Below are 929 nucleotides of genomic sequence, written 5' to 3'. Positions count from 1 at the left end.
GAAAGGAATTATTAAATATGTTCATTAAAAAAATATTATCATCTTTATTCAGCAACATCATTACCTTTATCTTATTAATCCCTTTAATTTTTATTAATTATTTAATCAAATTCTATCTTTTTACCTATCAATTAAGTATCCAAAGACTAAAACAAGGAATAGTAGTCAAATTTTATCAATATCTAATCGCTACTAAAACAAACCATCATGTGGAACCTAATTAATACTTGGTTAACGAAGTTAAATAATTGGTTCTCCGCTATCAGTAATCATTTCTTAACTTATCAAAACCAATGGCTTAATTTAGTTTTATTATCCATTCTTTTATTATTCCTACCTCATCTTTTATGTTTAATTGATTTTCTTTTAAAAGCGTTATTTCATACAATCAGATTTATTTATTATTTAGGCCAATATATCATCTCATTATTTAAGAAAGGAAAATAACGATGCAAATCACATTATCTCAACGTACCAAAGAATGGTACCAACACCGCAAACAATACATTAACGCCTCTGAAATCGGTAGCATCACAGGCAATGATAAATTTCGTTCTTTAGAACAATTAGTTTATGACAAAATTTTTGGTACTACTTTTACAAGCAACAAATACACTGAACATGGTAATAAAATGGAACCTCTAGCGAGAATTTTCTTCGAAAAAACAACCAAACTCACTTATCCTGATACCGTCTTTACCGATGACAAAGAAAAAAATGTTTTTCCGCTTCCTTAGATGGTTATAATGCTAAAACCAATACTCTCTTAGAAATTAAATGTCCTTATCGTGATGAAAATAACAACATATCAATATCATGGAATGGCTTTTTATCCAACAAAGAAGTACCCTTAAACTACTGGGCTCAAGTTCAATGTCAACTCTATTGTTCCCAAGCAAAATTTGCTTATTTTTTAGTTTATTTTAACG

At 28.4% G+C, this 929-nt stretch carries 1 protein-coding gene and 1 pseudogene; both read left to right on the top strand.

The features are described 5' to 3' along the window. Window positions 1-224, top strand: a 224-nt coding sequence (locus tag CPX_RS02980; protein WP_235443277.1) for a hypothetical protein, incomplete at its 5' end; no start/stop codon positions are given. A 225-nt stretch (window positions 225-449) separates the two neighbouring features. Next, window positions 450-929: pseudogene (locus tag CPX_RS02830) on the top strand (lambda-exonuclease family protein); the annotation flags it as partial.

The sequence above is a fragment of the Candidatus Phytoplasma pruni genome (assembly GCF_001277135.1).
Taxonomy (GTDB): Bacteria; Bacillota_I; Bacilli_A; order Acholeplasmatales; family Acholeplasmataceae; genus Phytoplasma; species Phytoplasma pruni.
Note: the sequence above shows the minus strand (reverse complement) of the source record. Positions and strands in the feature narration are given on the sequence as shown.